Origin of the sequence: Novosphingopyxis iocasae (assembly GCF_014334095.1) — a bacterium.
In the GTDB taxonomy this organism is placed as follows: domain Bacteria; phylum Pseudomonadota; class Alphaproteobacteria; order Sphingomonadales; family Sphingomonadaceae; genus Novosphingopyxis; species Novosphingopyxis iocasae.
The window spans coordinates 111,450-134,663 of sequence record NZ_CP060495.1; the positions used below are offsets into that span (position 1 = coordinate 111,450).

Annotated in this window: 34 protein-coding genes; all 34 read left to right on the forward strand. The window is 62.0% G+C overall.

Going from position 1 to position 23,214, the window contains the following annotated elements:
• Positions 1-107: 107 nt before the first annotated feature.
• The 34 genes from rpsL to H7X45_RS00700 all read left to right on the forward strand — a co-directional run bounded on the left by rpsL (position 108) and on the right by H7X45_RS00700 (position 23,076).
• Positions 108-479 carry a 30S ribosomal protein S12 gene (rpsL, locus tag H7X45_RS00535; protein ID WP_187335647.1) on the forward strand — a complete coding sequence of 124 codons (372 nt, stop codon included), beginning with the start codon at positions 108-110 and terminating at the stop codon, positions 477-479.
• Between the two features lie 23 nt (positions 480-502).
• Positions 503-973, forward strand: a complete 471-nt coding sequence (rpsG, locus tag H7X45_RS00540; protein WP_187335648.1) for a 30S ribosomal protein S7 — start codon at positions 503-505, stop codon at positions 971-973.
• 124 nt (positions 974-1,097) lie between these two features.
• Positions 1,098-3,170, forward strand: a complete 2,073-nt coding sequence (gene fusA, locus H7X45_RS00545; protein ID WP_187335649.1) for an elongation factor G — start codon at positions 1,098-1,100, stop codon at positions 3,168-3,170.
• Between the two features lie 158 nt (positions 3,171-3,328).
• Positions 3,329-4,519: an elongation factor Tu gene (gene tuf / locus H7X45_RS00550; protein WP_187335650.1), complete on the forward strand. Its 1,191-nt coding sequence runs from the start codon at positions 3,329-3,331 to the stop codon at positions 4,517-4,519.
• A gap of 129 nt (positions 4,520-4,648) precedes the next feature.
• On the forward strand, positions 4,649-4,960 hold the full coding sequence (rpsJ, locus tag H7X45_RS00555; protein ID WP_022672862.1) for a 30S ribosomal protein S10: 312 nt from the start codon (positions 4,649-4,651) through the stop codon (positions 4,958-4,960).
• A 276-nt stretch (positions 4,961-5,236) separates the two neighbouring features.
• Complete coding sequence (gene rplC, locus H7X45_RS00560; RefSeq protein ID WP_187335651.1) at positions 5,237-6,136, forward strand: 50S ribosomal protein L3; 900 nt, start codon at positions 5,237-5,239, stop codon at positions 6,134-6,136.
• Between the two features lie 3 nt (positions 6,137-6,139).
• Positions 6,140-6,769 (forward strand): 50S ribosomal protein L4, encoded by a 630-nt coding sequence (rplD, locus tag H7X45_RS00565; protein ID WP_187335652.1) that lies wholly within the window; start codon positions 6,140-6,142, stop codon positions 6,767-6,769.
• Complete coding sequence (locus H7X45_RS00570) at positions 6,762-7,079, forward strand: 50S ribosomal protein L23 (RefSeq protein WP_187335653.1); 318 nt, start codon at positions 6,762-6,764, stop codon at positions 7,077-7,079. The genes rplD and H7X45_RS00570 overlap by 8 nt, the downstream gene beginning before the upstream one ends.
• Before the next feature lies 1 nt (position 7,080).
• On the forward strand, positions 7,081-7,920 hold the full coding sequence (gene rplB / locus H7X45_RS00575) for a 50S ribosomal protein L2 (protein ID WP_187335654.1): 840 nt from the start codon (positions 7,081-7,083) through the stop codon (positions 7,918-7,920).
• A 3-nt stretch (positions 7,921-7,923) separates the two neighbouring features.
• A complete protein-coding gene (gene rpsS / locus H7X45_RS00580) occupies positions 7,924-8,199 on the forward strand; it encodes a 30S ribosomal protein S19 (RefSeq protein ID WP_187335655.1) in 276 nt (91 codons plus the stop codon).
• Entirely contained in the window at positions 8,199-8,579 is a 381-nt protein-coding gene (rplV, locus tag H7X45_RS00585) for a 50S ribosomal protein L22 (RefSeq protein WP_187335656.1), read from the forward strand. Before rpsS ends, rplV begins: the two co-directional genes overlap by 1 nt.
• 3 nt (positions 8,580-8,582) lie before the next feature.
• Complete coding sequence (rpsC, locus tag H7X45_RS00590) at positions 8,583-9,278, forward strand: 30S ribosomal protein S3 (protein WP_187335657.1); 696 nt, start codon at positions 8,583-8,585, stop codon at positions 9,276-9,278.
• Positions 9,279-9,309: 31 nt separating this feature from the next.
• Positions 9,310-9,741: a 50S ribosomal protein L16 gene (gene rplP, locus H7X45_RS00595; RefSeq protein WP_022672854.1), complete on the forward strand. Its 432-nt coding sequence runs from the start codon at positions 9,310-9,312 to the stop codon at positions 9,739-9,741.
• Positions 9,742-9,743: 2 nt separating this feature from the next.
• On the forward strand, positions 9,744-9,962 hold the full coding sequence (gene rpmC, locus H7X45_RS00600; RefSeq protein ID WP_187335658.1) for a 50S ribosomal protein L29: 219 nt from the start codon (positions 9,744-9,746) through the stop codon (positions 9,960-9,962).
• A gap of 16 nt (positions 9,963-9,978) precedes the next feature.
• Positions 9,979-10,275: a 30S ribosomal protein S17 gene (gene rpsQ, locus H7X45_RS00605; RefSeq protein ID WP_187335659.1), complete on the forward strand. Its 297-nt coding sequence runs from the start codon at positions 9,979-9,981 to the stop codon at positions 10,273-10,275.
• A gap of 69 nt (positions 10,276-10,344) precedes the next feature.
• Positions 10,345-10,713, forward strand: coding sequence for a 50S ribosomal protein L14 (gene rplN, locus H7X45_RS00610; RefSeq protein ID WP_187335660.1), 369 nt, complete (start codon positions 10,345-10,347; stop codon positions 10,711-10,713).
• 2 nt (positions 10,714-10,715) lie between these two features.
• Positions 10,716-11,036, forward strand: coding sequence for a 50S ribosomal protein L24 (rplX, locus tag H7X45_RS00615; protein ID WP_187335661.1), 321 nt, complete (start codon positions 10,716-10,718; stop codon positions 11,034-11,036).
• Entirely contained in the window at positions 11,029-11,607 is a 579-nt protein-coding gene (gene rplE / locus H7X45_RS00620) for a 50S ribosomal protein L5 (protein WP_187335662.1), read from the forward strand. The genes rplX and rplE overlap by 8 nt, the downstream gene beginning before the upstream one ends.
• 43 nt (positions 11,608-11,650) lie before the next feature.
• On the forward strand, positions 11,651-11,956 hold the full coding sequence (gene rpsN / locus H7X45_RS00625; RefSeq protein WP_187335663.1) for a 30S ribosomal protein S14: 306 nt from the start codon (positions 11,651-11,653) through the stop codon (positions 11,954-11,956).
• 11 nt (positions 11,957-11,967) lie between these two features.
• Positions 11,968-12,372 (forward strand): 30S ribosomal protein S8, encoded by a 405-nt coding sequence (gene rpsH, locus H7X45_RS00630; RefSeq protein ID WP_022672847.1) that lies wholly within the window; start codon positions 11,968-11,970, stop codon positions 12,370-12,372.
• On the forward strand, positions 12,372-12,905 hold the full coding sequence (rplF, locus tag H7X45_RS00635; protein ID WP_187335664.1) for a 50S ribosomal protein L6: 534 nt from the start codon (positions 12,372-12,374) through the stop codon (positions 12,903-12,905). Before rpsH ends, rplF begins: the two co-directional genes overlap by 1 nt.
• Positions 12,906-12,908: 3 nt before the next feature.
• Complete coding sequence (rplR, locus tag H7X45_RS00640; protein ID WP_187335665.1) at positions 12,909-13,262, forward strand: 50S ribosomal protein L18; 354 nt, start codon at positions 12,909-12,911, stop codon at positions 13,260-13,262.
• Between the two features lie 2 nt (positions 13,263-13,264).
• Positions 13,265-14,050, forward strand: coding sequence for a 30S ribosomal protein S5 (rpsE, locus tag H7X45_RS00645; protein ID WP_232343565.1), 786 nt, complete (start codon positions 13,265-13,267; stop codon positions 14,048-14,050).
• 6 nt (positions 14,051-14,056) lie between these two features.
• Positions 14,057-14,248 (forward strand): 50S ribosomal protein L30, encoded by a 192-nt coding sequence (rpmD, locus tag H7X45_RS00650; protein WP_187335666.1) that lies wholly within the window; start codon positions 14,057-14,059, stop codon positions 14,246-14,248.
• Positions 14,249-14,398: 150 nt separating this feature from the next.
• Positions 14,399-14,929, forward strand: coding sequence for a 50S ribosomal protein L15 (gene rplO, locus H7X45_RS00655; protein WP_187335667.1), 531 nt, complete (start codon positions 14,399-14,401; stop codon positions 14,927-14,929).
• A 205-nt stretch (positions 14,930-15,134) separates the two neighbouring features.
• Positions 15,135-16,514, forward strand: coding sequence for a preprotein translocase subunit SecY (gene secY, locus H7X45_RS00660; protein WP_187335668.1), 1,380 nt, complete (start codon positions 15,135-15,137; stop codon positions 16,512-16,514).
• Positions 16,515-16,593: 79 nt separating this feature from the next.
• On the forward strand, positions 16,594-17,247 hold the full coding sequence (locus H7X45_RS00665) for an adenylate kinase (RefSeq protein ID WP_187335669.1): 654 nt from the start codon (positions 16,594-16,596) through the stop codon (positions 17,245-17,247).
• An 87-nt stretch (positions 17,248-17,334) separates the two neighbouring features.
• Positions 17,335-17,973 (forward strand): SRPBCC family protein, encoded by a 639-nt coding sequence (locus tag H7X45_RS00670; RefSeq protein WP_187335670.1) that lies wholly within the window; start codon positions 17,335-17,337, stop codon positions 17,971-17,973.
• Positions 17,974-18,085: 112 nt separating this feature from the next.
• Complete coding sequence (gdhA, locus tag H7X45_RS00675) at positions 18,086-19,405, forward strand: NADP-specific glutamate dehydrogenase (RefSeq protein ID WP_187335671.1); 1,320 nt, start codon at positions 18,086-18,088, stop codon at positions 19,403-19,405.
• On the forward strand, positions 19,402-19,893 hold the full coding sequence (locus H7X45_RS00680; protein ID WP_246449526.1) for an ATP-dependent zinc protease family protein: 492 nt from the start codon (positions 19,402-19,404) through the stop codon (positions 19,891-19,893). Before gdhA ends, H7X45_RS00680 begins: the two co-directional genes overlap by 4 nt.
• On the forward strand, positions 19,890-20,795 hold the full coding sequence (gene rimK, locus H7X45_RS00685) for a 30S ribosomal protein S6--L-glutamate ligase (RefSeq protein ID WP_187335672.1): 906 nt from the start codon (positions 19,890-19,892) through the stop codon (positions 20,793-20,795). Before H7X45_RS00680 ends, rimK begins: the two co-directional genes overlap by 4 nt.
• A gap of 201 nt (positions 20,796-20,996) precedes the next feature.
• Complete coding sequence (rpsM, locus tag H7X45_RS00690) at positions 20,997-21,365, forward strand: 30S ribosomal protein S13 (protein WP_022672835.1); 369 nt, start codon at positions 20,997-20,999, stop codon at positions 21,363-21,365.
• A gap of 115 nt (positions 21,366-21,480) precedes the next feature.
• Positions 21,481-21,870: a 30S ribosomal protein S11 gene (gene rpsK / locus H7X45_RS00695; protein WP_187335673.1), complete on the forward strand. Its 390-nt coding sequence runs from the start codon at positions 21,481-21,483 to the stop codon at positions 21,868-21,870.
• 147 nt (positions 21,871-22,017) lie between these two features.
• The gene (locus tag H7X45_RS00700; RefSeq protein WP_187335674.1) at positions 22,018-23,076 is read left to right on the forward strand and encodes a DNA-directed RNA polymerase subunit alpha; all 1,059 of its coding nucleotides are present in this window, start codon (positions 22,018-22,020) and stop codon (positions 23,074-23,076) included.
• Positions 23,077-23,214 lie beyond the last annotated feature (138 nt).

Here is a 23,214-nt window from a genome sequence, read left to right on the forward strand (position 1 = left end):
GCCGTCACCACACGCTGCCATGCGTTCTAGTAACCGCCGCCGGGGTTCGGGAGAAACGGTTTTCCGTTCCGATGCCTGGCAAGACATAGATACAAGGTGAAGCATTTATGCCGACTATCAACCAGCTGATCCGCAAGGGTCGCGTTCCGCAGAAGGCCAAGAGCAAGGTCCCTGCGATGGAGCAGAACCCGCAGAAGCGCGGCGTTTGCACCCGCGTCTATACGACGACGCCGAAGAAGCCGAACTCGGCTCTGCGTAAGGTGGCCAAGGTTCGCCTGACCAACCAGCGCGAAGTCATCTCCTACATCCCGGGCGAAGGCCATAACCTGCAGGAGCACAGCGTTGTGCTGATCCGCGGCGGCCGTGTGCGCGACCTTCCCGGCGTTCGTTACCACGTCCTTCGCGGCGTGCTCGATACGCAGGGCGTCAAGGATCGCAAGCAGAGCCGTTCGAAGTACGGCGCGAAGCGTCCTAAGTAAGAACCGGGTTCAGGAGATAAGATATGTCACGTCGTCGTCGCCCCGAAAAGCGCGAGATCCTTCCCGACCCTAAGTTCGGTGATGTGGTCCTTTCCAAATTCATGAACAACCTGATGTATGACGGCAAGAAATCTGCCGCCGAGCGCATCGTTTATGGTGCTCTCGACACGGTCGAGGCACGCGCCAAGGCCGATCCGATCCAGCTGTTCCATGATGCGCTCAACAACATCAAGCCGGGCATCGAGGTCCGCAGCCGCCGCGTCGGCGGTGCGACCTATCAGGTGCCGGTCGAGGTTCGCCCCGAGCGCGCCCAGGCTCTTGCCATTCGCTGGCTGATCTCGGCTGCGCGCGGCCGCGGTGAGACCACCATGGCTGCCCGCCTGTCGAGCGAGCTGATGGATGCTGCCAACAACCGTGGTAACGCTGTGAAGAAGCGTGAAGACACGCACCGGATGGCCGAAGCCAACCGCGCCTTCTCGCACTATCGCTGGTAAGCGCTCGATCATCTGAATGACGGGAAGAGGGGCTGGCAAACACCGGCCCCTCTTCCTATATCGCCCCCGAAAATCCGGTTCTCCGAATCGGACCTGTAATCTTACATCCCCTGGAGTAGCCATCATGGCCCGCGATTATCCGCTCGAAAAATACCGCAATATCGGCATCATGGCGCATATCGACGCCGGTAAGACCACGACGACCGAGCGGATCCTGTTCTACACCGGTAAGTCCTACAAGATCGGCGAAGTCCATGACGGCGCCGCCACGATGGACTGGATGGAGCAGGAGCAGGAGCGCGGCATCACGATCACGTCCGCCGCGACGACCTGTTTCTGGAACGATCACCGCATCAACATCATCGACACCCCCGGCCACGTGGACTTCACCATCGAGGTGGAGCGTAGCCTCCGCGTGCTCGACGGCGCGGTTGCATGCTTCGACGGCGTGGCCGGCGTGGAGCCGCAGTCCGAGACGGTGTGGCGCCAGGCGGACAAGTACAAGGTGCCGCGGATGTGCTTCATCAACAAGCTCGACCGCACCGGTGCCAACTTCGAATTCTGCGTGCAGTCGATCATCGATCGTCTGGGCGCGACCCCGGCCGTTCTCTATCTGCCGATCGGCATCGAGAGCGACCTTCAGGGGCTCGTGGACCTCGTTCACAATCGCGGCATCATCTGGGAATCGGAAGGCCTCGGCGCCGAATTCAACTATGTCGATATCCCGGACGACCTGAAGGACAAGGCTGCCGAATATCGCGAGAAGCTGATCGAGCTCGCCGTCGAGCAGGACGACGAGGCGATGGAAGCCTATCTGGAAGGCAATGAGCCCGACGTCGACACGCTGAAGAAGCTGATCCGCAAGGGTACGCTCGAGCAGGCGTTCGTTCCGGTGCTCTGTGGCTCCGCGTTCAAGAACAAGGGCGTTCAGCCGCTGCTCGACGCCGTGGTCGACTATCTGCCGAGCCCGCTCGACGTTCCGGCGATTAAGGGCGTGCTGCCCGACAGCGATCAGGAAGACAGCCGTCCGTCCAGCGACGAAGCGCCGTTCAGCGCCCTCGCGTTCAAGATCATGAACGATCCGTTTGTGGGCACGCTGACTTTTGCGCGCATCTATTCCGGCGTCTTGGAGAAGGGCACCGTCCTGAACTCCGTGAAGGACAAGAAGGAAAAGATCGGCCGCATGCTGCTGATGCATGCCAACAACCGCGAAGACATCGAGGCGGCCTATGCCGGCGACATCGTTGCTATCGCGGGCCTCAAGGAGACGACGACGGGCGATACGCTTTGCGCATCGAACAAGCCGATCATCCTGGAGCGCATGGAGTTCCCCGATCCCGTGATCGAGCTGTCGGTGGAGCCGAAGACCAAGGCCGACCAGGAAAAGATGGGCGTCGCGCTCAATCGTCTGGCCGCCGAGGATCCGTCCTTCCGCGTTTCGACCGATCACGAATCGGGCCAGACGATCATCAAGGGCATGGGCGAGCTTCACCTCGACATCCTCGTCGATCGCATGAAGCGCGAATTCAAGGTAGAAGCGAACGTCGGTGCGCCGCAGGTGGCCTATCGCGAATCGTTGAAGCGTGAAGTCGAGGTCGATTACACCCACAAGAAGCAGTCGGGTGGTTCGGGCCAGTTCGGCCGCGTGAAGGTTGTGGTCAGCCCCGGTGAGCGCGGCCAGGGCATCAACTTCATGGACGAGACCAAGGGTGGTGTGATTCCGAAGGAATATATCCCGTCGGTCGAAAAGGGCATGCGTGAGACGGCTGAGACCGGATCGCTGATCGGCTTCCCGATCATCGACTTCGACATCCGCCTGATCGATGGTCAGACCCATGACGTCGACTCCTCGGCGCTGGCGTTCGAGATCACGGGCCGTGCGGCGATGCGCGAAGTGGCGCAGAAGGCCGGCATCAAGCTGCTCGAGCCGGTCATGAAGGTGGAGGTCATCACCCCGGAAGAGTATCTGGGCGACGTGATCGGCGATTTGAACTCCCGCCGTGGCCAGATTCAGGGTACCGACACGCGCGGTATCGCGCAGGCGGTTGACGCGATCGTGCCGCTTGCCAACATGTTTGGTTATGTGAACCAGCTCCGCTCGTTCACTCAGGGACGTGCGCAGTACACGATGCAGTTCTCGCACTATGAAGAGGTGCCGCAGAATGTGGCCGACGAAGTGAAAGAGAAGCTGGCCTAAGCGCACAGGATCGGCTATCGGGCACGCTTTCGCGCCTGATAGTCCGTTCATCAGGCGGCGCACAGCCGAGTATAGATGGTTGACTTGGGGCCGAAGCGACGCCAATGCGCGGCGCTTCGGAGCCCGGCAAACGACATTGCAGAAGAAGGTAGGGTAAAATGGCAAAAGCAAAATTCGAGCGGAACAAGCCGCACGTAAACGTTGGTACCATCGGTCACGTCGACCATGGCAAGACCACGCTGACCGCAGCGATCACCAAGGTGATGGCTGAAGTCCATGGCGGCGCCGCCGTCGACTTCGCCAACATCGACAAGGCTCCTGAAGAGCGCGAGCGCGGCATCACCATTTCGACCGCGCACGTCGAGTATGAAACCGCCGAGCGTCACTATGCGCACGTCGATTGCCCGGGCCACGCCGACTATGTGAAGAACATGATCACCGGCGCCGCGCAGATGGACGGTGCTATCCTCGTCGTGAACGCCGCCGACGGCCCCATGCCGCAGACCCGCGAGCACATCCTGCTCGCCCGTCAGGTCGGCGTGCCGGCTCTGGTCGTGTTCATGAACAAGGTTGACCAGGTTGACGACGAAGAGCTCCTCGAGCTCGTCGAGCTGGAAATCCGCGAGCTTCTCAGCTCGTACGACTTCCCGGGTGACGATATTCCGATCGTTGCTGGTTCGGCTCTCGCCGCCCTCGAAGGCCGCGACGACAACATCGGCAAGGAAAAGATCATTGCCCTGATGGACGCCGTCGACAGCTACATCCCGAAGCCGGATCGCCCCGTCGACCGCGACTTCCTGATGCCGATCGAAGACGTGTTCTCGATCTCGGGCCGTGGTACGGTTGTGACCGGCCGCGTCGAGACCGGCGTTGTGAACGTCGGCGACGAAGTCGAGATCGTTGGTATCAAGGACACCACCAAGACGACCGTGACCGGCGTCGAAATGTTCCGCAAGCTGCTTGATCGCGGTGAAGCGGGCGACAACATCGGTGCGCTGCTTCGTGGCACCGCGCGTGACGACGTCGAGCGCGGCCAGGTTCTGGCCAAGCCCGGTTCAATCACGCCGCACACCGAGTTCGACGCAGAAGTGTACGTGCTGTCGAAGGACGAGGGTGGCCGTCACACGCCGTTCTTCGCCAACTATCGTCCGCAGTTCTACTTCCGCACCACCGACGTGACCGGCGAAGTGATCCTCCCCGAGGGCACCGAGATGGTCATGCCCGGCGACAACGTGACGATCGGCGTGAAGCTGATTGCTCCGATCGCCATGGACGAAGGTCTGCGCTTCGCTATCCGCGAAGGTGGCCGCACCGTCGGTGCAGGGGTTGTCAGCACCATCAAGGTCTAATATAGACCCCTCAGCCGCCCGGGTCGTTGATTCGGGCGGCTCTACATTTTGAAGCCGCCCCGGCGTTTCCTGCGGGATTTCTGGGGCGGTTTGTTTTTGGCTCTTTCGCATCGGTAGTGTTTGGACGTTATGGAAACGCAGAATATTCGCATTCGCCTCAAGGCCTTTGATCACCGCGTGCTCGATCAGGCGACCGGGGATATCGCCGATACTGCACGGCGCACCGGCGCCCTTATCCGTGGCCCCATTCCGCTGCCGACGCGTATCGAGAAGTTCACCGTGAACCGCGGTCCGCATGTCGACAAGAAGTCGCGCGAGCAGTTCGAGGTGCGTACATACAAGCGGCTGCTCGACATCGTGCAGCCCACGCCGCAGACGGTCGATGCGCTGATGAAGCTCGATCTCGCCGCCGGCGTGAACGTTGAAATCAAGCTGGCTTAATTGCCGGCTATGCTCCGGACTTGCTCCGGGGCTGCGATCGCGGAGCCATCTGGTTCCGTCGGTTCGAGGGATACCTCCGGCGCCGCCTTCGGGCATAGCCGGGCAAGCGTCCCCCGTCTCGCTTCGCCAAGGTCGTTAGGCCTGGTGCTGCACTCAGCCCGGACGGGGCGACGTTACGAACATCTGGGCTGAAACGAGCTTCGTCGAATTGTCGGCGGGGCTCGCACGCCTTTCGGGAATGGTCCCGTCAGGCCTCTGTTGAAGGAGTGTTTGATCATGCGCACTGGCGTGATCGCGAAAAAGATGGGGATGACCCGCCTCTTCCAGGAGGACGGCCAGCACGTGCCGGTCACCGTCTTGTCGCTAGAAAATTGTCAGGTCGTCGGCGAGCGCCGCGAAGAGCGTGATGGCTATTTTGCCGTCGCTCTCGGCGCGGGTGAGCGCAAGGCGAAGAACGTCAACAAGCCGCAGCGCGAAGCGTTTGCAAAGGCTGAAGTGACTCCCAAGGCGCGCGTCGTGGAATTCCGCGTCGACAGCGAAGAGGGTCTGCTTCCCGTTGGCGCCACCGTCACCGCCGACCATTTCGTCGCCGGTCAGATGGTCGATATTCAGGGCCGTACGCAGGGTAAGGGCTTTGCCGGTGCCATGAAGCGTCACGGTTTCGGCGGTTTGCGCGCAACGCACGGCGTTTCGCTCAGCCACCGTTCGCATGGTTCGACGGGTAACCGTCAGGATCCGGGCAAGGTCTTCAAGAACAAGAAGATGGCCGGTCACATGGGTGATCGCGTTCGGACCCAACAGAACCTCGAAATCGTCCGCACCGACAGCGATCGCGGTCTGATCTTCGTGCGCGGCTCGGTGCCCGGTTCCAAGGGTGCTTGGCTGATCGTCAAGGACTCGGTGAAGGTGCCGATGCCGGAAGGTCTGCCGTTCCCCGGTGCCATGCGCCGCAACGCGGACCAGTTCTCGCACGAGAGTGCCGATGCCGGCATGATTGAGAGCGCTGCCGAGCATGAGCGTCAGGCGGGTCCGTCTGACGAGGAAATCGCGGCGGCCGCCGCCGAGCTGGAGCGCAGTCAGGAGCTGCAGGCCGAAGCGCAGGCGAATGCCGAGAAGGTAGAAAACCAGCCCACCGACAGCGACAAGCCTGTCGATGGCGAAGAGAAGGAGGGCTAAGCCGTGAAGCTGAAGGTTCAGACCCTCGACGGCAAGAAAGCCGGCAACGACATCGAGCTTTCCGACGACGTGTTCGGGCTCGAGCCGCGTGCCGATATCCTGCACCGCGTCGTCACCTGGCAGCGTGAGAAGGCGCGCGGCACCGCCCGCCCGACCCGTGAGCGCAGCGACGTCGCCCGCACCGGCAAGAAGTTCGGTCGCCAGAAGGGCGGCGGTACGGCTCGTCACGGTGACCGCGCTGCCCCGATCTTCATCGGCGGCGGTAAGGCTCACGGTGCGCGCAAGCGTGACTTCGACCCGCAGCTCAACAAGAAGGTCCGTGCACTCGGCCTCAAAATGGCGCTGAGCGACAAGGCCAAAAGCGACAGCATCATCATTCTCGACACGCTCGAGATGAAGGATGCCAAGACCAAGGCGCTGAAGGATCAGGCCGCTGGCCTCGGCTTCGGCAAGCGCGTTCTGGTGATCGACGGCGAAAGCGTCGATGCGGGCTTCAAGAAGGCTTCGGCCAATCTGTTCGGCATCAATGTGATGCCTGCGGTCGGCGCCAATGTTTACGATATCCTTAGGGCCGAGACGCTGGTGCTGACCCGCGCCGCGGTCGAGAAGCTGGAGGCGCGTTTCAATGGCTAAGGCGAAAGCGAAAGGCGATATCGATACGCGTCATTACGACGTGATCGTGGCGCCCCACATCACCGAGAAGTCGACGCTTCTTTCCGAGAACAATGCGGTGGTCTTCAAGGTCGCCGGCACGTCCACCAAGCCGCAGATCAAGGCGGCGGTGGAAGCGCTGTTCGACGTGAAGGTCGAGCGCGTGAACACGATGGTCCAGAAGGGCAAGACCAAGCGCTGGAAAGGCCAGCCTTACCGCCGTTCGGACGTCAAGAAGGCCGTCGTTACCCTGGCTGAAGGCCAGAGCATCGACGTGACCACGGGAGTCTGAGATGGCGTTGAAGAGCTATAAACCGACCAGTCCGGCCCGCCGCGGCCTGGTGCTTGTCGACCGGAAGGGCCTGCACAAGGGCGGTCCGGTCAAGGCACTGACCGAAGGCAAGCGCAAGACCGGCGGCCGCAACAACAAGGGCCATGTCACCTCGCGCGGCATCGGCGGCGGTCACAAGCAGAAGTATCGCGTGATCGACTTCAGGCGTCGCAAATGGGACGTGGAAGCAACGGTCGAGCGTCTGGAATATGACCCCAACCGTTCGGCCTTCATCGCACTGGTGACTTACACGGACGGTGAGCAGGCTTACATCATCGCGCCGCAGCGTCTCAACGTCGGCGACAAGATCGTCGCTGGTGAGAAGACCGATACCAAGCCGGGCAACGCCATGTTGCTCAGCCAGATGCCGGTCGGCACGATCTGCCACAATATCGAGATGAAGCCGGGCAAGGGCGGCCAGATCGCTCGCAGCGCGGGCACGTACGCCCAGCTGGTCGGCCGCGATCGCGGTATGGTCATCATGCGGCTCAACTCGGGCGAGCAGCGCTACCTGCACGGCAATTGCATGGGCACGGTCGGCGCGGTTTCGAACCCCGACAACTCGAACACGACGCTGGCAAAAGCCGGTCGCAACCGCTGGCGCGGCAAGCGTCCGCTGACCCGCGGTGTTGCCAAGAACCCGGTCGATCACCCGCACGGCGGTGGTGAAGGCCGGACCTCGGGCGGCCGTCATCCGGTTACCCCGTGGGGCAAGCCGACCAAGGGCATGCGTACGCGTGACCGCAAGAAGGCGTCGAACAAGATGATCATCCGTTCGCGTCACGCGAAGAAGAAGAGGTAATCCATGGCACGCTCCGTATGGAAAGGCCCGTTCGTCGATCTCTACCTTCTGAAGAAGGCGGAAGACGCGCAGGAAAAATCCAGCCGCGCACCGATCAAGACCTGGTCGCGCCGCTCCACCATCTTGCCGCAGTTCGTCGGCCTGACCTTCACCGTTTATAACGGCCAGAAGTTCATCCCTGTGTCCGTTAATGAGGACATGGTTGGCCACAAGCTGGGCGAATTCGCGCCGACGCGGACCTTCCACGGTCACGGCGCCGACAAGAAGGGCAAGCGCTGATGGGACAGGCAAAGAACCCCCGCCGCGTGGAAGAGAACGAAGCACTGGCCGTCGGCACGATGGTCAAGGGCTCCGCGCAGAAGCTCAACCTGGTCGCTGGCCTGATCCGCGGCCGCAAGGTCGAGGACGCGATGAACGTGCTGCAGTTCTCCAAGAAGGCGATGGCCGAAGACGTGCGCAAGGTGCTCGCTTCTGCCATTGCGAACGCGGAGAACAATCACAATCTGGATGTCGACGCGCTGGTCGTGTCGGAAGCCAGCGTGGGCAAATCGATCCGCATGAAGCGCTTCCGCGCCCGTGCTCGTGGCCGCGCCAGCCAGATCATCAAGCCGTTCAGCCGCATCCGCATCGTGGTGCGCGAGCAGGAAGAGGAGGCCTAAGCGATGGGTCATAAGAGCAATCCGATCGGCCTTCGCCTCCAGATCAACCGGACCTGGGACAGCCGCTGGTTCGCCGAAGGCCATGACTATGGCCGTCTGTTGATGGAGGATCTCAAGATCCGTCAGCATATCATGGCAACCGTGCCGCAGGCCGCGATCAGCAAGGTCGTGATCGAGCGTCCGGCCAAGCTGTGCCGCGTGTCCGTCTATGCCGCACGCCCCGGCGTGATCATCGGCAAGAAGGGTGCGGACATCGAGAAGCTGCGCCGTGCGCTCAGCGCGATGACGGAAAGCGACGTGTCGCTGAACATCGTCGAAATCCGCAAGCCGGAAGTTGATTCCAAGCTCGTTGCGCAGGGCGTCGCCGATCAGCTGATCCGCCGTATCGCCTTCCGCCGCGCCATGAAGCGCGCCGTGCAGTCCGCGCTGCGTCTGGGTGCTGAAGGCATCAAGATCGTGTGTGCCGGTCGTCTCGGCGGTGCCGAGATCGCGCGTACCGAGTGGTACCGCGAAGGCCGCGTGCCGCTGCACACGCTGCGTGCGAACGTGGATTATGCCGAAGCCGAGGCGCTGACCGCCTATGGCATTATCGGCATCAAGGTTTGGATCTTCAAGGGCGAGATCATGGCCCATGATCCGATGGCGACCGACCGGCTGATGATGGAGGCACAGACCTCCGGCGTCCGTCCGGCCCGCTGATCGCCAGCGTTAAAGGATAAGGTAGAGCGACATGCTGCAACCGAAGAAGATGAAGTATCGCAAGGCCTTTAAGGGCCGGATCAAGGGTAAGGCGCCGGGTGGCACTACCCTGAATTTCGGCTCCTATGGTCTGAAGGCGATGGAGCCCGAGCGGATCACCGCGCGCCAGATCGAAGCGGCTCGCCGTGCGATCACGCGTCACATCAAGCGTCAGGGTCGCCTCTGGATCCGCGTCTTCCCGGACGTGCCGGTTTCCAAGAAGCCTGCCGAAGTCCGTCAGGGTAAGGGTAAGGGTTCGGTGGAATATTGGGCGGCGCGCGTGAAGCCCGGCCGTATCCTGTTCGAACTGGACGGCGTTGCCGGTCCGCTCGCCGCTGAAGCGTTCGAGCGTGCCGCGATGAAGCTGCCGATCAAGACCAAGGTCGTGGCCCGTCTGGGCGACGAATCGCACCTGAAAGGCTGAACATGAGCAAGCAAGTGGAAGATTTTCGCGCCAAGAGCGACGACGAGCTCCAGACCGAGCTCGGTCAGCTGAAGAAGGAGCAGTTCAACCTGCGCTTCCAGAACGCGACCGGCCAGATGGAAAAGCCCGCGCGTGTGCGCGAAGTGCGCCGCTCGATCGCGCGCATCAAGACGCTGCAGACCGAGCGGACGGCCAAGGCCGCGTCCGACAAGAGCGCCTGAGGAAGGATAGAAGAACATGCCCAAGCGCGTACTCACCGGCACCATCGTGTCGGACAAGATGGACAAGACGGTGGTCGTTCTCGTTGAGCGGAAGGTGAAGCACCCGCTCTACGGCAAGATCATTCGTCGTTCGAAGAAGTACTCCGCCCATGACGAGGACAACAAGTTCCGCACGGGTGAGGTGGTTCGCATCGAAGAGACGAAGCCCGTCTCCAAGAACAAGACCTGGCGCGTTGTCGAGCAGGTTGGCGGCCGCGCCGAGGCCGATGCGCCGGCGGCAGTGAGCGAAGTCGTCGAGCCGGCGGAAGCCTGAGTTCGATTGTCACGTAAGTAGGAACCACCGGGCTTAGTCCCGGCAGGCCCAGAAGAAGGAATCGGATCCATGATCCAGATGCAATCCACTCTAGACGTCGCGGACAACAGCGGCGCCAAGCGCGTCCAGTGCATCAAGGTGCTGGGCGGGTCGAAGCGTCGTACCGCGAGCGTCGGCGACATCATCGTTGTGTCGGTGAAGGAAGCGCAGCCCCGCGGCCGCGTGAAGAAGGGCGACGTTCACCGTGCCGTCATCGTGCGCACCCGCAAGGACGTGCGCCGTCCCGACGGTTCGGTCATCCGCTTCGACGGCAACGCCGCCGTGCTCGTCAACAACAACCAGGAGCCGATCGGTACGCGTATCTTCGGCCCGGTGGTTCGCGAGCTGCGCGCCAAGCGCCACATGAAGATCATTTCGCTGGCTCCGGAGGTACTCTGACCATGGGAATGGCCAAGATCAAAAAGGGCGACAAGGTCGTCGTACTCGCCGGCAAGGACAAGGGTCGCACCGGTGAAGTGACGCAGGTGATGCCGAAGGACGGCAAGCTGCTCGTCGACGGCATCAACGTGCATGCCCGTCACCGCAAGCCGACTCAGGAAAACCCGCAGGGCGGCATCGACCGCAAGCCGGCTCCGCTGCACATGTCGAACGTTGCGCTCGCCGATCCCAAGGATGGCAAGCCGACCCGCGTTCGTTTCGAGGAAAAAGACGGTAAGCGCGTTCGCGTCGCCGTGAAGTCCGGGGAGACTATCGATGGCTGATTATACGCCGCGCCTCCGCAAGAAGTATGACGAGGAAATCGTCAAGGCGATGACCGAGAAGTTCGGTTACGCCAATCGCTTCGCCGTGCCCGCGATCGAGAAGATCACGATCAATATGGGTGTTGGCGAGGGTTCGCAGGACAAGAAGAAGGTCCAGAGCGCTCTCGAGGAAATGCAGCTGATCGCCGGCCAGAAGCCGGTGATCACCATGGCGAAGAAGTCGATCGCGCAGTTCAAGCTGCGTGAAGGCATGCCGATCGGTGTGAAGGTTACCCTTCGCCGTGAGCGCATGTTCGAGTTTCTCGATCGTCTGATTACCATCGCGATGCCCCGCATCCGCGACTTCCGGGGCCTAAACCCGAAAAGCTTCGACGGCCGTGGCAACTTCGCCATGGGTCTGAAGGAGCAGATCGTGTTCCCCGAGATCAGCTATGATGCGATCGATCAGGTGCGCGGAATGGACATCATCGTGACGACGTCGGCCAAGACCGATGACGAAGCACGTGAGATGCTGAAGCTGTTCGGCTTCCCGTTCCCCCAGGATGAAAACCAGGAGAAGGAGGCAGCCTGAACAAGGCGCCTCTTTTCCCGAAGAAAGGAAGAGAACTTAAGTCATGGCGAAACTGAGTTCCATCAATAAGAACGAGCGTCGCAAGAAGCTGGTGAAGAAGTATTCCGGCCAGTACGCGAAGCTTAAAGCGCAGGCGAATGACCAGTCTCTCGACGAGAGCGAGCGTCTGATCGCGCGTCTCAAGATGGCGGAAATTCCGCGCAACGGCAATCCGACCCGCGTGCGCAACCGCTGCGAGACTACCGGCCGTCCGCGCGCTTATTACCGCAAGTTTCGGCTCTGCCGTATTCAGCTGCGCGATCTGGCCAATAAGGGCCTGATCCCCGGCGTGACCAAGTCGAGCTGGTAAGGATTTAAATCATGGCATTGACCGATCCCCTGGGCGATATGCTCACCCGTATCCGCAACGGCCAGCAGGCGAAGATGGACAGCGTGATCTCACCGTCCTCCAAGCTGCGCCAGCGTGTGCTCGACGTACTCCAGCGCGAAGGCTATATTCGTGGCTACACTGCCGAAAACATCGGCCGTCGCAGCCAGCACGAAGGCATTCGCATCGAGCTGAAATATTTTGAGGGCCAGCCCGCGATCCAGCATGTCGCGCGTGTCTCCAAGCCCGGCCGCCGCGTTTATTCCGGCAGCCAGGATCTGCCGCGGGTCCGCAACGGCCTCGGTATCACCATTGTCTCGACGCCCAAGGGTGTTCTGTCCGACGCGGAAGCGCGCGAGCAGAATGTCGGCGGCGAGGTTCTCGCGGAGGTATTCTGATGAGCCGCATTGGTAAAAGGCCGGTCGCACTGCCTTCGGGCGTGACGGCGAAGATGGACGGGGGCCAGCTTTCGGTCAAAGGACCGAAAGGCGAGCTGTCCATGCCCACGCTCGATCTGGTGACATACGACCTCAACGATAATGAAGTCTCGATCACACCGGTGAACCAGACGAAGCGTGCGCGCTCCTTCTGGGGCATGCAGCGCACGCAGGTGCAGAACCTGGTCGACGGCGTCACCGAGGGTTTCATCAAGGTGCTCGAGATCAGCGGCGTTGGTTACCGCGCGAACGTTCAGGGCAAGACCCTGAAGCTGCAGCTCGGCTTCAGCCACGACGTCGATTTCGCCATCCCTGATGGCATCGACATCAAGACGCCGGATCAGACCACGGTCGAGATTTCCGGTATCGACAAGCAGAAGGTCGGTCAGGTTGCCGCCGAGATCCGCCGCTGGCGCAAGCCGGAGCCTTACAAGGGCAAGGGCGTGAAGTATCGCGGCGAGTATATCTTCCGCAAGGAAGGGAAGAAGAAGTAAGCCATGGCGAAAATGTCTCTTTTCCAACGCCGCCGGGCCCGCGTCCGTGCGAAGCTCCGCAAGCAGGGCCTTTCGCGTCCGCGCCTTTCGATCCACCGTACCGGCCAGCATATCTATGCTCAGGTCATCGACGACAAGGAAGGCAAGACCATCGCGTCCGCTTCCTCACTCGATAAGGGTGCGAAGAACAAGAACGCCGCCACCTCCGAAGGCGCTGCCGAAGTCGGCAAGCGCGTGGCCGAGGCTGCGAAGAAGGCGGGCGTGACGAATGTCGTGTTCGATCGCGGCGGCTTCCTCTTTCATGGCCGGGTCAAGGCGCTGGCGGATGCCGCGCGCGAAGGCGGACTGGAGTTTTAATGATGGCTGACGAAAACCAGAACGAAGGCGCAGCCAAGCCCGGCACGACCGGCGAAGGCAATCAGCCCGAGGCGATCCTGGATCCCAAGGCGAACCAGCAGACGATCGAGAACACCCGCAACGACACCGGGCGCCAGGGCGCGCGTGGCCGTGGCCGCGGTGGTCCCGGCGGCGGACGCGACAATCGCGGCGGCCGTGGTGGACGCGACGATCGCCGTGGCGGTCGCGGTGGACGCAATCAGGAAGAGCAGGGCGAAGAGCTGATCGAAAAGCTCGTCCACATCAACCGCGTCTCCAAGACCGTGAAGGGTGGTAAGCGCTTCGGTTTCGCCGCTCTCGTGGTGGTCGGTGACGGCCAGGGCCGCGTCGGCTTCGGCCATGGCAAGGCTCGCGAAGTTCCGGAAGCCATCAACAAGGCGACCGCTTCGGCGAAGAAGGCCATGGTTCGCGTTCCCCTGAAGGAAGGCCGCACGCTGCATCATGACGGCAATGGTCGTTTCGGCGCCGGCAAGGTGACGATCCGTACGGCACCCGCCGGTACCGGCATCATCGCAGGTGGCCCGATGCGCGCCATCTTCGAAAGTCTCGGCGTGGCCGATGTGGTGACCAAGTCGGTCGGCACGTCCAACCCCTACAACATGATCCGCGCCACCTTCGAGGCGCTGACCGATCAGACCAGTCCCAAGGCGGTTGCGGCTCGCCGCGGCAAGAAGGTGGTAGACCTGCTCGGACGCGGCGGAGCGGACCAGCAGACGGCCGAGGCGGAAGCCGCGGCGGTCACGGAGTAAGAAACGATGGCTAAGAACGAAAACGCCACGATCAAGGTGCGCCAGACCGGATCGCCGATCCGCCGCCCGAAGCAGCAGCGCCAAACGCTCGCCGGCCTCGGCCTCGGCAAGATCGGCCGCACGGTCGAACTGAAAGACACCCCCGAGGTGCGCGGCATGATCGCCAAGCTTCCCCACATGGTGGAAGTGGTAGAATAACTTGATTTCCCCTCTCGCTTGCGAGAGGGGAGCAAGAATGGGACGGTCGATCGAAGCTTTGCGCTTCGGCGTCGATCCCGATAGCGCCCCTTCCGCTCGCGGGAGGGGATATCTTTTTCAGCGCGAACAAAGCGAAAGCGAGTGCGAATTATGAAACTGAACGATCTCCGCGACAATGACGGTGCCCGCAAATCCAAGATGCGCGTGGGACGCGGCATCGGATCTGGCAAGGGCAAGACCTCCGGCCGGGGCCAGAAGGGCCAGAAGAGCCGTTCGGGCGTCGCCATCAAGGGCTTCGAGGGCGGCCAGATGCCGCTCCACATGCGCCTGCCGAAGCGCGGCTTCAACAACCCGTTCGGCAAGGACTATGCGGAGGTCAATCTCGGCATGGTGCAGAAGTTCATCGACGCCAAGAAGCTCGACGCCGGCAAGGACATCGACCACGCAGCGCTGAAGGCCGCCGGTCTCGCGCGCGGCGGCAAGCACGGTGTGCGCCTCCTCGCCAAGGGTGAGCTGACCACGAAGGCCAAGTTCGTCGTGGCCGGCGCGTCCAAGGGCGCGATCGAAGCGGTCGAAAAGGCCGGTGGTTCGGTCCAGGTGATCGAGCGCAAAGTGAACGCGGACGGCGAGGCCAAAAAGGCCAAGAGCGACGCGAAGAAGGCCGCCAAGGCCAAGAAGTAAGCAAATTCAGGGGCTCCGGCCCTGCTGAACGGTGATGCGTATGCACATTGTCGGCAGGCCCGGGGCCCTTTGCTATTCGGTTGCCGCCGGCCCGGCTTCACGCTGCCCTTGCCAGCGCCCCCGCATGCTCCGATATAGCGCCCCATCGGGAGTAGGCCTCATCCGCGCCGGGAGTCGCGGTCAGGCAACGAAAAGGTAGGATCGCATGGCTTCCAGAGCCGAACAAATGGCCGCCAACATCAGCCTGTCGAAATTCGGCAAGGCGACCGAGCTGAAACAGCGGCTCTGGTTTACGCTCGGCGCCCTCATCGTTTTCCGTCTGCTCAGCTTCGTTCCGCTGCCCGGCATTGATCCGGTGGCGTTGAACGCGCTCTATGCGAACAACGCACAGGGCGGCGTGCTCGACATCTTCAACACCTTCTCCGGCGGTTCGCTGCAGCGCATGAGTCTCATCGCGCTGGGCGTCATGCCGTACATCACCGCCTCGATCGTGGTGCAGCTGGCCGCGGCGCTTTCGCCCACGCTCGCTGCAATCAAGAAGGAAGGTGAGGCGGGCCGCAAGAAGCTGAACCAGTACACCCGCTACGGTACCGTCTTCCTCACCGCCATTCAGGGCTACTTCCTGGCCGCGGGTCTTGAGACGCTGGCGGCGTCTTCGGGACTTCAGGCCGTGGTGGAGCCAGGCATCATGTTCCGCGTCGTGGCGGTCATTAGCCTTGTCGGCGGCACGATGTTCCTGATGTGGCTGGGCGAACAAATCACCAGCCGCGGCATCGGCAACGGCATCTCGCTGATCATCATGGCGGGCATTATTGCCCAGATCCCGAAGCTGATCGGTCAGCTGACCGCCGGCCTTGCCGAAGGCAGCCTGGGCGCGGGCACCGTGCTGATGTTCGTCGGCATGTTCGTCGTCCTGATCCTGCTCATCTGCTTCATGGAGCGCGGCCAGCGCCGGGTGCTGATCCAGTATCCCAAGCGCGCCACGCAGCGCGGAATGATGCAGGCGGATCGCAGCCATCTGCCGCTGAAGGTGAACACCGCGGGCGTGATCCCGCCGATCTTCGCCAGCTCACTGCTGCTGATGCCGGTGACGATCTCGAACTTTGCCGGCCGCAACCTTAGCCCGGACACCACCTTCGGCAGCGCCATCATCACGGTGAATCAGTATTTGGCCCATGGTCAGCCGCTCTATCTGCTGCTCTACGGCCTTGGCATCGTCTTCTTCTGCTTCTTCTACACCGCCGTCGTCTTCAATCCGGAAGAGACCGCGGACAATCTGAAAAAGCAGGGCGGTTTCATTCCGGGCATCCGCCCCGGCAAGAACACGCAGGACTATCTGGATTATGTGCTGACGCGCATCACCGTGCTCGGCTCTGCATATCTGGCTCTGGTCTGCCTGTTGCCGGAATATGTGATCGGCGCGACGGGCCAGACGCAGTTCTTCGTGATCGGCGGCACCAGCCTGCTGATCGTCGTGAACGTGACGATCGACACGGTCAGCCAGATTCAGAGCCATCTGATCGCGCATCAATATGGCGACCTTATCAAAAAGGCGAAGTTGAAGGGCGGGCGCTCCCGCTTATAAGGGAGGCCGAGAGGGGATTCGGCGGCGCTTTTGCGCTGCCGCTCCGCGACGTTGAAACGCGCCGGAACGGGGATTTATCATGGCCAAGGACATCATTCTCTTGGGGCCTCCGGGCGCCGGCAAGGGGACGCAGGCACATCTTCTGGAAGCAAACCATGCGATGGTTCAGCTATCGACGGGGGACATGCTTCGGGCCGCAGTAAAATCGGGCAGCGATCTGGGCAAAAAAGTCCAGGCTGTGATGGACGCGGGTGAACTGGTTTCGGACGATCTGGTTTCGGCGCTTATCGATGACCGGCTCAACCAGATCGGCCCCGATGCGGGCGCGATCTTCGATGGCTATCCGCGCACCGAGCCGCAGGCCCATTCACTCGACGAACTGCTCGAAGCGCGCGGCCGCAAGCTGGATCATGTGATCGAGCTGGAAGTGGACGAAGACGCGCTGGTCGATCGCATCACCGGGCGGTTCACCTGCGCCGTCTGCGGTGAAGGCTATCATGACCGTTATAAGCTGCCAAAGGTGGAAAACACCTGCGACGAGTGCGGTAGCCATGAGTTCAAGCGTCGGCCCGACGACAATGAAGAGACCGTGCGCAAGCGCATGGCCGAATATCGCGCCAAAACCGCGCCGATCCTGCCGATCTATGAAAAGCGGGGCATCGTCTCGCGCATTGACGGCATGGGCGGCATCGAAGAGGTGCGCGCTGCGATCGAGAAAGTGCTCGCCGACTGAGCAAGCAGCGCTGCCCGGCTTCGACTGGCGCAGCTCGAGCGGATGTAATGGCTTGTGGGCCGCCGGGGCGGCGCTAAACTCGCCGACATGAAAAAGCTCTTCGCATCCGCCGCTCTGGCGCTCGCCGCCGCCGCATCTGCCACGCCCGCCGCCGCTGAGGTGGACTCCACCTCGCCCCAGGGTTTCGCGATCAAGCACCAGGCGCAGGTGAAGGCCTCTCCCGATGAAGTGTGGGAGGCGCTCGGCGCGCCCAATCGCTGGTGGGATTCGCGGCACAGCTTCACAGGCGATGCCGATAACTTCTTCATGGATATGCAGGCGGGCGGCTGTTTTTGCGAGCGTATCCGCGTCACCAAGGACGGCAAGCTCGAAAATCGCGGCAGTGTAGAGCATATGCGCGTGGTTTATGCCGAGCCGGGCAAGGTGCTGCGCATGGTGGGCGCGCTCGGCCCGCTCCAGTCCGAAGGGGTGGCGGCGACGCTCTCCGTCGGCCTGAAGCCGGTGGACGGCGGCACGCGGATCACCTTCGAATATGTGGTGGGCGGCTATATGCGCTATCCGATCGACGAGATCGCGCCCGCGGTCGATGGTGTCATCGGGCAGCAGCTCGCCCGGCTAGCAAAGCTGCTGGGCGGCGGTGCTTCGTCATCGGGAGAGAAGAAAGCAGGGCCGGCTGAAAAGCCCGCTGGGACTGACGAGAAGAAAGCGCTCGACGACGAGGAGTGATCGGGCGCGGAGCGGAACCGAAGAGCGCTGAAGCCGGTTGGATTTCCGTAGGAAACCAAAGCCGGAAAAGAGGCCTCCCATCTCTAGCAAATGCCCCAGCATCGAAGACTTCATGCAGAGCGTGAAGGATCGCAATCCAAACCAACCCGAGTTCGTTCAGGCCGTCCAGGAAGTCGCCGAAGACATCTATGGCTGGGTCGAGGATCGCGACGACTATCACGAAGCGCAGATTTTGCAGCGGATCACCGAGCCCGACCGGATCACCAGCTTCCGCGTGGTTTGGGAGGATGACGATAACGATATCCGCGTGCAACGGGGATGGCGGGTGCAGAACAACAATGCGATCGGCCCATATAAAGGCGGGCTGCGCTTCTCGCCGGGCGTGAACGAAAGCGTTCTGAAATTCCTCGCCTTCGAACAGACGTTCAAGAACTCGCTCACTGGCCTGCCAATGGGCGGCGGCAAGGGCGGATCGGATTTCGATCCGCATGGCAAAAGCGATGCGGAGGTCATGCGCTTCTGCCAGAGCTTCATGACCGAACTCTATCGCCATATCGGCCCGCAGGTGGATGTGCCCGCAGGCGACATAGGCGTCGGGCCGCGGGAGATCGGCTATCTCTTCGGCCAATACAAGCGGATCACCGGGCGCTGGGAAGGTGTGCTGACCGGCAAGGAGCTTTCCTATGGCGGAAGCCAGATGCGGCCCGAGGCGACGGGTTTCGGCGCGGTCTACTTCCTGCGCGAAATGATGAAGGCCGAGGATGAGGAACTGGAGGGCAAGACGGCGATCATTTCGGGGAGCGGCAATGTGGCGCTCTATGCTGCGCAGAAGCTGCTCGATTGTGATGCCAAGGTGCTGACGCTTTCGGACAGCGACGGTACGATCGAGATCAAGGACGGGCTGAACCGCGACCAGCTGGAATGGATCCAGGAACTGAAATTCGAGCGGCGCGGGCGCATCAGCGAGGCGGCCGACGAATTTGACGGCATCGAATATCATGACGGGAAGACGCCTTGGTCCGTGGAAGCGGACGTCGCGATGCCCTGCGCCACGCAGAACGAGATCGACAAGGACGCGGCCAAGGAGCTGTGCGGCAATGATGTGCGTTTCGTCGTGGAGGGCGCGACCATGCCCACCACCGCCGACGCGATGGAGCTGCTGCGTGGCGAAGGCGTCGTCCTGGCCCCTGCCAAGGCGGCGAATGCAGGCGGTGTTGCCGTTTCGGGGCTCGAGATGAGCCAGAATGCGGAGCGCATGAGCTGGGAGCGCGAGCGGCTCGATTCGCTGCTCACCGACATAATGGCCGATATTCATCATAAGTGCCGCACGGCGGGGAAGGGCGATGACGGCAGCATCGATTATCGCCGCGGTGCCAATATCGCCGGTTTCGAAAAGGTAGCCGACGCCATGCTCGCTTACGGCGTACTGTGAAGGGCGAATGGGAACTGCCCGAACGGGTGCGCGAGCCGCGCGCCAAGATGGCAGAGCCGATCGAAATCGGGTGGGCCGAGCTGGTCCAGCTTCCCGATCTGGGCCTTGAGCATGTGCGCGCAAAGATCGACACCGGCGCGGCAACGTCTTCGATCCATGCGACGCGACTTAACCCGATCGAGACCGATGAGGGACTGCTGGTCGAGTTCTGGTCGCGCGTGCATCAGGATGAGCCGGAGCGGATGTTCACCGCGCCCGCCGTCGCGCGCCGAAAGATCAAATCCTCCAATGGAGAGGTGCAGCTGCGCTATGTGATCGAGACGCGCATGCGCATCGGTGAATTTGCATGGACCGGACACTTAACTCTCGCCAATAGGCGGGCCATGGCCTTTCCGATTCTCATCGGGCGACGGGCGTTGGCGCGGGGCTTCCTGGTCAACTGCTCCCGGCGCTGGATGCTCGGACGCCCCGAGGAGAGAGATTCATGAAAATTGCGATGCTGGCGCGTAACGCCAACCTCTATTCGCACAAGCGCCTGGTCGAGGCGGCGAAAGAGCGCGGGCACGAAATCGACATTTTGAACACCCTGCGCGTGACGATGGACATCGTCTCGCACCGCCCCGGCGCCCGCCACAATGGCGAAAAACTGGTTGGCTATGACGCGGTGATCCCGCGCATCGGCGCGTCGATCACCCAATATGGCCTGGCCGTGCTGCGCCAGTTTGAAATGATGGGCGTCTGGCCGCTCAACGAAAGCGTCGCCATCGGCCGCAGCCGGGACAAGCTGCGCTCGATGCAGATATTCGCCAAACACGGCCTGGGGTTGCCCGTCACTGCCTTCGCGCACGATCCGAAGCAGACCGACGAAGTTCTGAAGATGGTGGGCGGCGCGCCCGTCGTCATCAAGCTGCTCGAAGGCACGCAAGGCATTGGTGTGGTGCTGGGCGAGACGGAGAAGTCCGCCAAATCGGTGATCGAGGCGTTCCGCGGCGCCAATGTGAACATCCTGGTGCAGGAATTTATCAAGGAAGCCGGCTCCAGCGACATCCGCATCTTCGTGATCGGCGGGAAGGTGGTCGCCTCCATGATGCGTACCGGCGCAGAGGGCGATTTCCGCTCCAACCTCCACCGCGGCGGCACGGCCAAATCGATCAAGATCACGCCCGAAGAACGCTCCACCGCAGTGCGCGCGGCCAAAGTAATGGGGCTGAACGTTGCGGGCGTCGATATCCTGCGGTCCAATCACGGACCGGTGATCATGGAAGTGAACAGCTCGCCTGGTCTTGAGGGCATCGAGAACGCCAGCGGCATCGATGTCGCATCGCGGATCATCGAATTCATGGAAACGCACATGGCCAGCGGGAAGACCAAGACCAAGGGCAAGGGCTGAAGGGTCGGGCGTCGCAATTGTGGGCCTGGCGGTTCCGCACCGCTTGACAGGCGCTGGACAGGGTCCTACATCGCCACGCATCCGGACAACGGAAGTCACCAGCAGCGCCACGTGCGCCGCTGGCTTTCGTGCGTTCGGTTTCACGCGATGAGATAGGGTGCCCGTCCGGGCCCTCCCTGTGGAGCAGGAGTTTACGAATACATGGCACGTATCGCCGGGGTCAACATCCCCACCAACAAGCGCGTTATCATTGCGCTTACCTACATCACCGGAATCGGCCGCACCAAGGCCGTCGAGATCGCCGACAAGCTTGGCATCGACCATAGCCGCCGCGTTCAGGACCTGACCGACGCCGAAGTTCTGCAGATCCGCGAAACGATCGACGCAGAGCACACCGTCGAGGGCGACCTTCGCCGCGAGACCGCGATGAACATCAAGCGCCTGATGGACCTCGCGTCCTATCGCGGCCTTCGTCATCGCCGTGGTCTTCCGGTTCGTGGTCAGCGCACGCACACCAATGCGCGCACCCGTAAGGGCAAGGCCAAGCCGATCGCCGGTAAGAAAAAGTAAGAATTCAGTCCGGGGGACTGAATTCTCTTTTTTGCCGCGCGAAGCTTTCTCGCTCATCGCGCGGTCTTTCCGGGAATATCATGCATCCCCCTTCAAGATTTGAAGGAAGAGTAGAATGGCACGTGAACCGCAGCGTATTCGCAAGCGCGAACGCAAAAACATTTCCGCCGGCGTCGCCCATGTGAACGCCAGCTTCAATAACACGATGATCACCATCACCGACGCGCAGGGCAATGCGATCAGCTGGTCCAGCGGGGGCATGATGGGCTTCAAGGGCAGCCGCAAGTCGACACCTTACGCCGCGCAGGTTGCGGCCGAGGACGCAGGCAAGAAGGCCGCCGATCACGGCGTCCGTACGCTCGAAGTCGAAGTGAAGGGTCCGGGTTCGGGCCGCGAATCGGCTCTGCGCGCATTGCAGGCGGTGGGTTTCACCATCACCTCGATCCGCGACGTGACCCCGATCCCGCATAACGGTGTGCGCCCGTCCAAGCGCCGGAGGGTCTAACCCCCTCACGGGTCCGGACGCCGCATCCTGCAGGGGCGGCTGTCCGGATCGCCGGCCGGGGGCGGACGGCGCTGCTCATTTCCCGCCCCGCGCATATTCACATGAGGGTCCTCTTTGCTCCCGGGGCCCGAACATTAGGGGAATTCCATGGCTGTCAATATGAAGAACTGGCAGGAACTCAAGAAGCCCAGCAACCTGGACCTGAAGTCCACTGGCGATATCAAGCGCAAGGCGACCCTGGTTGCCGAGCCGCTCGAGCGCGGGTTCGGTCTGACGCTGGGTAACGCGCTGCGTCGCGTGCTTCTTTCCTCGCTCCAGGGCGCGGCCATCACCTCGATCAAGATCGAGAACGTGCTGCACGAATTCTCTTCGCTCGCCGGCGTGCGCGAGGATGTGACGGACATCGTCCTGAACGTGAAGCAGATCGCGCTGAAGATGGAAGGCGAAGGCCCCAAGCGCCTGCAGCTTTCCAAGACCGGTCCCGGCGAAGTGAAGGCCGGTGACATTGCCGTGTCCGGCGACATCGAAGTGATGAACAAAGATCTGGTGATCTGCCATCTCGACGAAGACGCGACGCTGAACATGGAGCTGACCGCGGACACCGGCAAAGGCTATGTCCCCGCCGTTGCCAACCGTCCGGCCGATGCCCCGATCGGCCTGATCCCCGTGGACAGCCTCTATTCGCCCGTTCGTCAGGTGGCGTACAAGGTCGAGAACGCTCGCGTCGGCCAGGAGCTGGACTTCGACAAGCTGAGCCTGACCGTCGAGACCGACGGCACGGTGACGCCCGAGGACGCGGTGGCCTATGCCGCACGCATCCTGCAGGACCAGCTGCAGATCTTCGTCCACTTCGAAGAGTCGATGACGCAGTCCAGCGCCCCGGTCGGCCAGGCCGCTTCGCCGATGGGTGAGGAGTCCGATGCCAATCAACTCAACCGCTACCTTCTCAAGAAGGTCGACGAGCTGGAACTGTCGGTCCGCAGCGCCAACTGCCTCAAGAACGACAACATCATCTATATCGGCGATCTGGTTCAAAAGACCGAAGCCGAGATGCTGCGCACGCCGAACTTCGGCCGCAAGTCCTTGAACGAGATCAAGGAAGTGCTGTCCAGCATGGGCCTGCGCCTCGGGATGGACATCCCCGGCTGGCCGCCGGAGAACATTGAAGAGATGGCCAAGAAGCTCGAGCAGGAACTGCTGGGCTAAGCGTCAGGATTAGCCGAAGCCCTGAGCTTGTCGAAGGGCGTTTCTCGATTAGGAGAAACGTCCTTCGCTAGGCTCGGGACTTCGGTTCAGGGATAGGGCGGCCTCCCGAAGCGCCGCCGGGACTGAGGTACCTCATAC

Coding starts and splice junctions, on each gene's coding strand:
- rpsL (WP_187335647.1), top strand. CDS start 108: ATGCCGACTATCAACCAGCTGATCCGCAAGGGTCGCGTTCCGCAGAAG.
- rpsG (WP_187335648.1), top strand. CDS start 503: ATGTCACGTCGTCGTCGCCCCGAAAAGCGCGAGATCCTTCCCGACCCT.
- fusA (WP_187335649.1), top strand. CDS start 1,098: ATGGCCCGCGATTATCCGCTCGAAAAATACCGCAATATCGGCATCATG.
- tuf (WP_187335650.1), top strand. CDS start 3,329: ATGGCAAAAGCAAAATTCGAGCGGAACAAGCCGCACGTAAACGTTGGT.
- rpsJ (WP_022672862.1), top strand. CDS start 4,649: ATGGAAACGCAGAATATTCGCATTCGCCTCAAGGCCTTTGATCACCGC.
- rplC (WP_187335651.1), top strand. CDS start 5,237: ATGCGCACTGGCGTGATCGCGAAAAAGATGGGGATGACCCGCCTCTTC.
- H7X45_RS00570 (WP_187335653.1), top strand. CDS start 6,762: ATGGCTAAGGCGAAAGCGAAAGGCGATATCGATACGCGTCATTACGAC.
- rplB (WP_187335654.1), top strand. CDS start 7,081: ATGGCGTTGAAGAGCTATAAACCGACCAGTCCGGCCCGCCGCGGCCTG.
- rpsS (WP_187335655.1), top strand. CDS start 7,924: ATGGCACGCTCCGTATGGAAAGGCCCGTTCGTCGATCTCTACCTTCTG.
- rplV (WP_187335656.1), top strand. CDS start 8,199: ATGGGACAGGCAAAGAACCCCCGCCGCGTGGAAGAGAACGAAGCACTG.
- rpsC (WP_187335657.1), top strand. CDS start 8,583: ATGGGTCATAAGAGCAATCCGATCGGCCTTCGCCTCCAGATCAACCGG.
- rplP (WP_022672854.1), top strand. CDS start 9,310: ATGCTGCAACCGAAGAAGATGAAGTATCGCAAGGCCTTTAAGGGCCGG.
- rpmC (WP_187335658.1), top strand. CDS start 9,744: ATGAGCAAGCAAGTGGAAGATTTTCGCGCCAAGAGCGACGACGAGCTC.
- rpsQ (WP_187335659.1), top strand. CDS start 9,979: ATGCCCAAGCGCGTACTCACCGGCACCATCGTGTCGGACAAGATGGAC.
- rplN (WP_187335660.1), top strand. CDS start 10,345: ATGATCCAGATGCAATCCACTCTAGACGTCGCGGACAACAGCGGCGCC.
- rplX (WP_187335661.1), top strand. CDS start 10,716: ATGGGAATGGCCAAGATCAAAAAGGGCGACAAGGTCGTCGTACTCGCC.
- rplE (WP_187335662.1), top strand. CDS start 11,029: ATGGCTGATTATACGCCGCGCCTCCGCAAGAAGTATGACGAGGAAATC.
- rpsN (WP_187335663.1), top strand. CDS start 11,651: ATGGCGAAACTGAGTTCCATCAATAAGAACGAGCGTCGCAAGAAGCTG.
- rpsH (WP_022672847.1), top strand. CDS start 11,968: ATGGCATTGACCGATCCCCTGGGCGATATGCTCACCCGTATCCGCAAC.
- rplF (WP_187335664.1), top strand. CDS start 12,372: ATGAGCCGCATTGGTAAAAGGCCGGTCGCACTGCCTTCGGGCGTGACG.
- rplR (WP_187335665.1), top strand. CDS start 12,909: ATGGCGAAAATGTCTCTTTTCCAACGCCGCCGGGCCCGCGTCCGTGCG.
- rpsE (WP_232343565.1), top strand. CDS start 13,265: ATGGCTGACGAAAACCAGAACGAAGGCGCAGCCAAGCCCGGCACGACC.
- rpmD (WP_187335666.1), top strand. CDS start 14,057: ATGGCTAAGAACGAAAACGCCACGATCAAGGTGCGCCAGACCGGATCG.
- rplO (WP_187335667.1), top strand. CDS start 14,399: ATGAAACTGAACGATCTCCGCGACAATGACGGTGCCCGCAAATCCAAG.
- secY (WP_187335668.1), top strand. CDS start 15,135: ATGGCTTCCAGAGCCGAACAAATGGCCGCCAACATCAGCCTGTCGAAA.
- H7X45_RS00665 (WP_187335669.1), top strand. CDS start 16,594: ATGGCCAAGGACATCATTCTCTTGGGGCCTCCGGGCGCCGGCAAGGGG.
- H7X45_RS00670 (WP_187335670.1), top strand. CDS start 17,335: ATGAAAAAGCTCTTCGCATCCGCCGCTCTGGCGCTCGCCGCCGCCGCA.
- gdhA (WP_187335671.1), top strand. CDS start 18,086: ATGCAGAGCGTGAAGGATCGCAATCCAAACCAACCCGAGTTCGTTCAG.
- rimK (WP_187335672.1), top strand. CDS start 19,890: ATGAAAATTGCGATGCTGGCGCGTAACGCCAACCTCTATTCGCACAAG.
- rpsM (WP_022672835.1), top strand. CDS start 20,997: ATGGCACGTATCGCCGGGGTCAACATCCCCACCAACAAGCGCGTTATC.
- rpsK (WP_187335673.1), top strand. CDS start 21,481: ATGGCACGTGAACCGCAGCGTATTCGCAAGCGCGAACGCAAAAACATT.
- H7X45_RS00700 (WP_187335674.1), top strand. CDS start 22,018: ATGGCTGTCAATATGAAGAACTGGCAGGAACTCAAGAAGCCCAGCAAC.